The organism is Pseudomonas sp. NPDC087598 (assembly GCF_044743525.1).
Taxonomy (GTDB): domain Bacteria; phylum Pseudomonadota; class Gammaproteobacteria; order Pseudomonadales; family Pseudomonadaceae; genus Aquipseudomonas.
In genome coordinates this window covers 22,362-30,195 of record NZ_JBIUWQ010000070.1, presented here as the reverse complement: position 1 = coordinate 30,195, position 7,834 = coordinate 22,362, and the positions used below count along the sequence as shown (strand labels likewise).

Here is a 7,834-nt window from a genome sequence, read left to right as displayed (position 1 = left end):
CACCCCCAAACCCACCACCACCACCGCCGCCACCACGCTGCCGGTATCGAGACCAGCCATGATGGCCGGTTGTTCCTGCGCAAGGACAATGGCCTGGTGCGTGACGTGTTTCAGCAGCGTCACATGCAGCGTCTGGTCGGCCACATGGGTATCGGCCACGTTCGTTACCCGACCGCGGGCAGCTCGACTTCGGCCGAGGCCCAGCCGTTTTACGTCAACTCGCCTTACGGCATTACTCTGGCGCACAACGGTAATCTGACCAACGTTGAACAGTTGGCCAAAGAGATCTACGAATCCGATCTGCGTCACGTCAACACCAGTTCCGACTCGGAAGTGTTGCTCAACGTGTTCGCCCACGAACTGGCCCAGCGCGGCAAGCTGCAACCGACCGAAGAAGACGTGTTTGCCGCCGTGACCGACGTGCACAATCGTTGCGTCGGCGGTTACGCGGTAGTGGCCATGGTCACCGGTTACGGCATTGTCGGTTTCCGCGACCCGCACGGTATCCGCCCGATCGTGTTCGGCCAGCGTCACACCGACGAAGGCGTCGAGTACATGATCGCCTCGGAAAGCGTTTCGCTGGACGTGCTCGGTTTCACCCTGATTCGCGACCTGGCACCGGGCGAAGCGGTCTATATCACTGAAGACGGCAAGCTGCACACCCGTCAGTGCGCGACCAATCCTTCCCTGACGCCGTGCATCTTCGAACACGTCTACCTGGCGCGTCCGGATTCGATCATCGACGGCGTGTCGGTCTACAAGGCCCGTCTGCGCATGGGTGAGAAGCTCGCCGAGAAAATCCTGCGCGAGCGTCCGGAGCACGACATCGACGTGGTTATCCCGATTCCGGACACCAGCCGCACCGCAGCGCTGGAACTGGCCAACCATCTGGGCGTGAAATTCCGCGAAGGCTTCGTCAAGAACCGTTACATCGGCCGGACCTTCATCATGCCGGGCCAGGCGGCGCGCAAGAAGTCGGTACGCCAGAAGCTCAACGCCATCGAGCTGGAATTCCGCGGCAAGAACGTGATGCTGGTCGATGACTCGATCGTGCGCGGCACCACTTGCAAGCAGATCATCCAGATGGCCCGTGAAGCCGGCGCGAAAAACGTCTACTTCTGCTCGGCGGCTCCGGCTGTACGCTTCCCGAACGTCTACGGCATCGACATGCCGAGCGCTCACGAACTGATCGCACACAATCGTTCGACTCAGGACGTGGCGGATCTGATTGGCGCTGACTGGCTGATCTATCAGGACTTGCCTGACTTGATCGAAGCGGTCGGCGGCGGCAAGATCAAGATCGAGAACTTCGATTGCGCGGTGTTCGATGGCAAGTACGTCACCGGCGACGTCGACGAGGCTTACCTGGACAAGATCGAACAGGCACGCAACGATGCCTCGAAGGTCAAGACCCAGGCGGTCAGTGCGATCATCGATCTGTACAACAACTGAGTTATCACCGGCCCTGAGGGGCCGGTTTTGTATCTGACTTTTATTTTTCGAGAACAGGGCAAGGAGTGACAGCATGAGTCAGGAATGGGATGCCGGTCGGCTGGACAGCGACCTCGAAGGCGTAGCGTTCGATACCCTGGCCGTACGTGCCGGTCAGCACCGTACGCCGGAAGGCGAGCACGGTGATCCGATGTTCTTCACCTCCAGCTACGTGTTCCGCACCGCTGCCGATGCGGCCGCGCGGTTTGCCGGAGAAGTGCCGGGTAACGTCTACTCGCGTTATACCAACCCGACCGTGCGTGCGTTCGAAGAGCGCATTGCTGCGCTGGAAAGTGCCGAGCAAGCCGTGGCCACTGCCACGGGTATGGCCGCCATCATGGCAGTGGTGATGAGCCTGTGCAGCGCCGGCGATCACGTTCTTGTCTCGCGCAGTGTGTTCGGTTCGACCATCAGCTTGTTCGAGAAGTACTTCAAGCGCTTCGGCGTGGAAGTCGACTACGTCCCATTGGCCGATCTGTCAGGCTGGGATGCGGCGATCAAGCCGAACACCAAACTGCTCTTCGTCGAATCGCCGTCCAACCCGCTGGCTGAGCTGGTGGACATTACCGCGCTGGCAGAAATCGCTCACGCCAAAGGCGCGATGCTGGTGGTCGACAACTGCTTCTGCACGCCTGCGTTGCAGCAACCGCTGAAAATGGGCGCTGACATCGTTGTGCACTCGGCGACCAAGTTCATCGACGGCCAGGGCCGTTGCATGGGCGGCGTGGTGGCTGGTCGCAGCGAGCAGATGAAAGAGATCGTTGGCTTCCTGCGTACGGCCGGGCCAACCCTGAGCCCGTTCAACGCGTGGATCTTCCTCAAAGGTCTGGAAACCCTGAATCTGCGGATGAAGGCGCACTGTGCCAACGCTCAGCAACTGGCTGAATGGCTGGAGCAGCAGGACGGTATCGAAAAGGTGCACTACGCCGGCCTCAAGAGCCATCCGCAGCACGAACTGGCCCAGCGTCAGCAGAAGGGCTTCGGCGCGGTAGTGAGCTTTGAGGTCAAGGGCGGCAAAGAGGGCGCCTGGCGCTTTATCGATGCCACTCGGCTGATCTCGATCACCGCCAACCTTGGCGACAGCAAAACCACCATCACCCACCCGAGCACCACCTCCCACGGCCGTCTGGCGCCGCAGGAGCGTGAAGCGGCGGGCATTCGCGACAGCCTGATCCGTATTGCGGTCGGTCTGGAAGACGTCGCCGACCTGCAAGCCGATCTGGCGCGCGGTCTGGCGGCGCTGTGATCGAGTTGTCCACTGCGCAAGCGAGTACCCATGGCCGCGTTGCGCTGGTCACGGGTGCCGCGCGCGGTATCGGTCTGGGGATTGCGGCGTGGCTGATCAGCGAAGGCTGGCAGGTGGTGCTGACGGATCTGGATCGTGTGCGCGGTTCGAAAGTGGCAAAGGTGCTGGGTGAACATGCCTGGTTCATCGCCATGGACGTGGCGGATGAGGGGCAGGTCGCGCTCGGCGTGGCCGAAGTGCTGGGACAGTTTGGTCGTCTCGATGCGTTGGTGTGCAACGCCGCGGTGGCCGATCCGCATAACATCACCCTGGAGAGCCTTGATCTGGCTTACTGGAATCGCGTGCTGGCGGTGAACCTCAGCGGGCCGATGTTGCTCGCCAAACACTGTGCGCCTTATCTGCGGGCGCACAACGGGTCGATCGTCAATCTGGCGTCGACTCGGGCCGGGCAGTCGGAGCCGGATACCGAAGCTTATGCGGCGAGCAAGGGTGGGTTGTTGGCGCTGACACATGCGTTGGCGATCAGTCTCGGGCCGGAGATTCGCGTCAATGCCGTCAGTCCGGGCTGGATCGATGCGCGGGATCCGTCTGCGCGTCGTGCCGAGCCATTGGCGGATACCGATCATGCCCAGCATCCGGCGGGCAGGGTAGGGACGGTCGAGGACGTGGCGGCGATGGTGGCGTGGTTGTTGTCGAGGAATGCCGGGTTTGTCACCGGGCAGGAATTCGTCGTCGACGGCGGCATGACCAAGAAGATGATTTACAAGGACTAAGAAGCGAAGCCGCAAACCTGTAGGAGTGAGCCTGCTCGCGATAGCGGTCTCGGGGTTGTTGCTTTCTTCAGGGAATGAAGCAATTTCGTCTTTTTTAGAAAAACTTCAATCCTGCTATTGACTTAGGTTCGCTACCTGCGTAAATTTCGCGGCCTCGGAGATGCAAACGGGTGATTAGCTCAGCTGGGAGAGCGTCTGCCTTACAAGCAGAATGTCGGCGGTTCGATCCCGTCATCACCCACCACTCCCCGAGAAACTTGCTTAAGCAAGAACGTAGGCTGAAAGTGCCTGCACCGACGCGCAGCGGTAGTTCAGTCGGTTAGAATACCGGCCTGTCACGCCGGGGGTCGCGGGTTCGAGTCCCGTCCGCTGCGCCATATTTTACGAGTCAGACTTTTCTGGTTCGCGATTGAAAAGCACCGAAGCTTTCAGTCAAAACGAGTTACTTGAGCGCAAGCTCAAAGCGATACGCAGCGGTAGTTCAGTCGGTTAGAATACCGGCCTGTCACGCCGGGGGTCGCGGGTTCGAGTCCCGTCCGCTGCGCCATATCTGCTTCAAGGACCACTGAACGCCTTGAAGCACCGAAGTCAGCCTCGCTGAGTCGGATCCGATAGCAAAGACCCTGGTCGAAAGACCGGGGTTTTTTGTGTCTGAAATTTGGCTTTTCCTCTCTTTTCCTCCTGTCCCATCCCTGAATCCAGAACAAATCTACATGTGGGAGCGAGCCTGCTCGCGAAAGCGGTGTATCAGCAAAAAATGCACTGGCTGACAAAACGCCTTCGCGAGCAGGCTCGCTCCCACATGGGGTATCTGTTCGTTCAGCGATCTGCTGCGGTGCCACGCCGCATTGATTTTTTGATTCTTTAGTCAAATTTTTGTAACTGGTTGTTTGCTGCGAGCCCAGAAACCTTTAAAGTTAACCTTTCGGTCAGCTTTGCACTGTCATCACGCCCTTTGTTTAGCCAAGAAGGGCTTCTGCAAGACTCGAGATTCCCAGTAGATAACCAGAAGGGCGGACGTATAACCGCCCAGAGGATGATCCATGTCCAACCGTGAAATATCCCGGCGCTCGTTCCTCCAGGGCGGGCTGGTGGCGGGTGTGAGCGTCACGCTCACGCCGCTCAGCAGTCAGGCGCTGGCTGCCTTGATGGAAAACAGCGTCACCGTGCCGTCCGAGAAGTGGCTCGGCAACAACGGCAAGGCGCGCCAGCGTAACGACGCCTTGTCCAAGGTCTGCGGCAGCAAGGTTTTTGCCCGCGACATCCGCTCCAAGGACATGCCGGGCTGGCCCGAGCAGCAAGGCCACGCCATGTTGCTGAAAACCATCAAGGCTGACCGTATCTACGACGGCTACGACCTGTCGTGGCTCGGCGCCGATTTGCAGCCTGACCGCATTGTTACCGCGGCCGACCTGGACAAGGACGGTATCGTCTTCCCGGAGGAGCACGCGCCGGACCCATTGCTACCGGTCGGCAAAGTGCCGATGTTCATCGGTCACCCGGTGGCAATCCTGATCTGGAACGACTTCGAGCGTTTCCGTCAGGCCAAGAACAAACTCAAATTCAATGACAAAGCGATTCGTTACGGTGCTCAAGTGCCGTTCTACGAAGGCGACCCGTATGGCAGCTTCCGCTACGTGCGCGTCGGCGGTCCAACCTCGGCAGATGAAGACGAGTTCGCCAGCCTCAAGGACTCGATCCTGTTCCCGATGCTGAAAAACCGTCGCCCGGTGTGGAATTCCCAGCCGAACCTGCACGGCAACCTGACCGAGCGCGGCCTGTTCTACGCAGACCGCATGAAGAAAGAGATCGACACGCCGCCGGACAACTGGCTGGTGTTCGACGAGCGCTACAAGACCCCGTCGATCGAACCTGCCGCGATGGAGCCGGACAACGGCAACGGCTGGTACGACCCGGCAACCAAAACCTTGCATTTCGTCGTGGCCACCCAGTGCCCATTGGAAGCGGCGACCGAGACCGCAAAAATGATCGCGCCGTCGCGCTTCGGCCTGGCCAACCTGAACATGCATCCGGGTTACACCGTCGGTTACGGCTCCAAAGACCACAACATCTTCGTCTACTACGCGGCCCTCGCTGCGCTGTATGGCGCCGGTGTGCCGATTCGCCTGGCGAACGACCGTTACGAGCAATTCCAGAGCGGTATCAAGCGTCATCCGTTCGACATCCGCTACCAGTTGGCCGTGGACAAGAACGACTACAGTTTCAAGATCTTCCGTGCCGAAATGAGCGTCGACGGTGGTGGCCGGATCAACTACAGCCCTTCGGTAGCCGCCGTTGGCGCCACGGCCGCACAGTCGATCTACTACATGCCGCAGAACGACCTGCAAGTCACCGCGTACCACTCGCGTGGTGTTGAGGCGGGTTCGATGCGCGGTTACGGCACCCTGCAGAGCATGGCGTCGACCGAAATGATGGTCGACGAAATCGCCAATCGTCTGGGGGTCGACGCCATCGACCTGCGCCGCAAGAACGCTCTGCGTTCCGGGATGAAGAACACTCAGGGTGCGATCCCGGCCGGTGCGCTGCGCCTGCACGAGATCCTCGACAAGGCCTCGGTACACGAAGTCTGGAAAAACCGCGACGCGATCAAGAAGCAGCGCGAAGCCGCCGACCCGGACAACTGGTACGGCGTCGGTTTTGCCATTTGCCAGAAAGACTTCGGCACCGGTTCCGAAGCGCCGATGGCCAGCATCGAGTTCACCGCTGAAGGTCGCATCAGCCTGCGCCACATCGGTATCGAGATCGGTACCGGCATGTCCACTTCGCAATCCCTGGTTGTCGCCGATTTCCTCGGCAACCCGGCGCACGAAGTGAAGACCGGCGAAACCGAATGGAAGGAAATGCAGCTGATCACCAGCGGCAACCCTTACATCATGAGCCAGGCCGAGCAGGACAACCTGCTGCGCAATCCGCGCTGGGTCGGCAAACTGGCCTCGGCCTCGTCGGCGACCAACTCGGCTTACTATTTCAGCCACGCCACCCGTGAAGCGGCGCGCGTGTTGTTCAACCACGGTTTGTGGCCGGCGGCGCTGGAGATCTGGCGTCAGGGTCCGTTCGGTGGCCAGGCCAACCCGTACGTGGTGCGTCGCGAAGATGCGCATTGGGTCGACGGCAAACTCACCGCCAACGGCATGCAGCCGCTGAGTTTCGAAGAGTTGGCCAAGCATGCTCACGAGCGTGGTTTGGTCACCGCTGCCACGGTCCACGGTTTCAACCGCTGGAGCTGGGCTGAAGCCGAGTACAGCATCGACGGCGTGAAAGAGCGTCTGCCACTCGACGGCCTGGCGGTGAAGTACGGCGACGGCGCACCGAAAGCCAAGCAAGCGCTGATGAGCACTGCCGGTTTCCATCTGCTTGATCGCCAGAACATCAGCTATCCAGCCACTCAACTGAACAACGCCGCCGTGACTTACTACAGCCCGGTCGCAACGTTGGTCGAACTGAAGGTCAACAAAGGCTCGGCGGAAGTCGAAGTGCTCAACCACCATTCGTGGGTCGAGTGCGGCCGTGTGCTGGTCGAAGAATTGGTCAAGGGCCAGCTCGAAGGTGGTATTGCCATGGGCATCGGCCACGCGTTGATGGAAGAGATGCCGCTGTACGAAGGCGGGCCGGGGGAGGGTGACTGGAACTTCAACCGTTACCGCTTGCCGATGGCGCGTCACGTTGCCGTCTGGAAGCAGACCGCGGAAATTCTGCCGCCGTTGTCGCCAAGCGACCCGTCGAAGGGCATCGCCGAAGTGGTGATGATCCCGGTGGTCGGCGCCATCGGTAACGCCGTGGCGCACGCCATCGGCAAACGTGTTCGCGATCTGCCTATCACTGCTACGCGCATCAAGGAGGCCCTCAATGGCTAACCGTCCGCTTCAACTGACCCTCACCGGTCAATCCGTCGGCCCGGTGGACATCCCAGATGACCTGCCGATGATCGACTATCTGCACGAATACAAGAACCTCACCGGTTCGCGCCTGGGCTGCGGCCAAGGCATCTGCCACGCCTGCGTGGTGATCGTCGACAACCCTGACGGCACCAGCGAAGAAGTGCGCACCTGCATCACCGGTGCGCATTACTTCGAAGGCAAGAAAGTCCGCACCATCGAAGGCCATGCAAGCCGCGATGAGGAGGGTCAGGTCACCGAGCTGAACCCGATCCAGCAACGCTTCGTCGACGAATTCGCCTTCCAGTGCAGCTACTGCGCGCCGGGCTTCGTCAACGCCGCGACCGTGCTGGTGGAAAAGCTGCAACGCCAGCCGATCGTCAAAAGCAAGCTGGAACAAGTCATCGAGGACAGCCTCGGCCAGCACG

At 60.3% G+C, this 7,834-nt stretch carries 5 protein-coding genes and 3 tRNA genes; all 8 read left to right on the top strand.

From position 1 onward, the window contains the following. On the top strand, positions 1-1,452 hold a 1,452-nt coding region (gene purF, locus ACIOWE_RS26425; RefSeq protein ID WP_401397612.1), incomplete at its 5' end, for an amidophosphoribosyltransferase. Between the two features lie 73 nt (positions 1,453-1,525). Next, a complete protein-coding gene (locus ACIOWE_RS26420) occupies positions 1,526-2,737 on the top strand; it encodes an O-succinylhomoserine sulfhydrylase (protein ID WP_201239064.1) in 1,212 nt (403 codons plus the stop codon). Next, on the top strand, positions 2,734-3,510 hold the full coding sequence (locus tag ACIOWE_RS26415) for an SDR family oxidoreductase (RefSeq protein ID WP_201239063.1): 777 nt from the start codon (positions 2,734-2,736) through the stop codon (positions 3,508-3,510). The genes ACIOWE_RS26420 and ACIOWE_RS26415 overlap by 4 nt, the downstream gene beginning before the upstream one ends. A gap of 168 nt (positions 3,511-3,678) precedes the next feature. Continuing rightward, positions 3,679-3,754: transfer RNA gene (locus tag ACIOWE_RS26410), tRNA-Val, on the top strand. A gap of 56 nt (positions 3,755-3,810) precedes the next feature. After that, positions 3,811-3,887 (top strand) — tRNA-Asp (locus tag ACIOWE_RS26405). Positions 3,888-3,980: 93 nt separating this feature from the next. After that, positions 3,981-4,057, top strand: a tRNA-Asp gene (locus tag ACIOWE_RS26400). Positions 4,058-4,553: 496 nt separating this feature from the next. Next, positions 4,554-7,385 carry a xanthine dehydrogenase family protein molybdopterin-binding subunit gene (locus ACIOWE_RS26395; protein ID WP_201239062.1) on the top strand — a complete coding sequence of 944 codons (2,832 nt, stop codon included), beginning with the start codon at positions 4,554-4,556 and terminating at the stop codon, positions 7,383-7,385. Further along, positions 7,378-7,834: (2Fe-2S)-binding protein (locus tag ACIOWE_RS26390; protein ID WP_401397607.1), on the top strand; the 457-nt coding region annotated here is incomplete at its 3' end. The genes ACIOWE_RS26395 and ACIOWE_RS26390, both read left to right, overlap by 8 nt.

Bases quoted from the DNA above. Each gene is read 5' to 3' on its own strand.
- ACIOWE_RS26420 (WP_201239064.1), top strand. From the start codon at position 1,526: ATGAGTCAGGAATGGGATGCCGGTCGGCTGGACAGCGACCTCGAAGGC.
- ACIOWE_RS26395 (WP_201239062.1), top strand. From the start codon at position 4,554: ATGTCCAACCGTGAAATATCCCGGCGCTCGTTCCTCCAGGGCGGGCTG.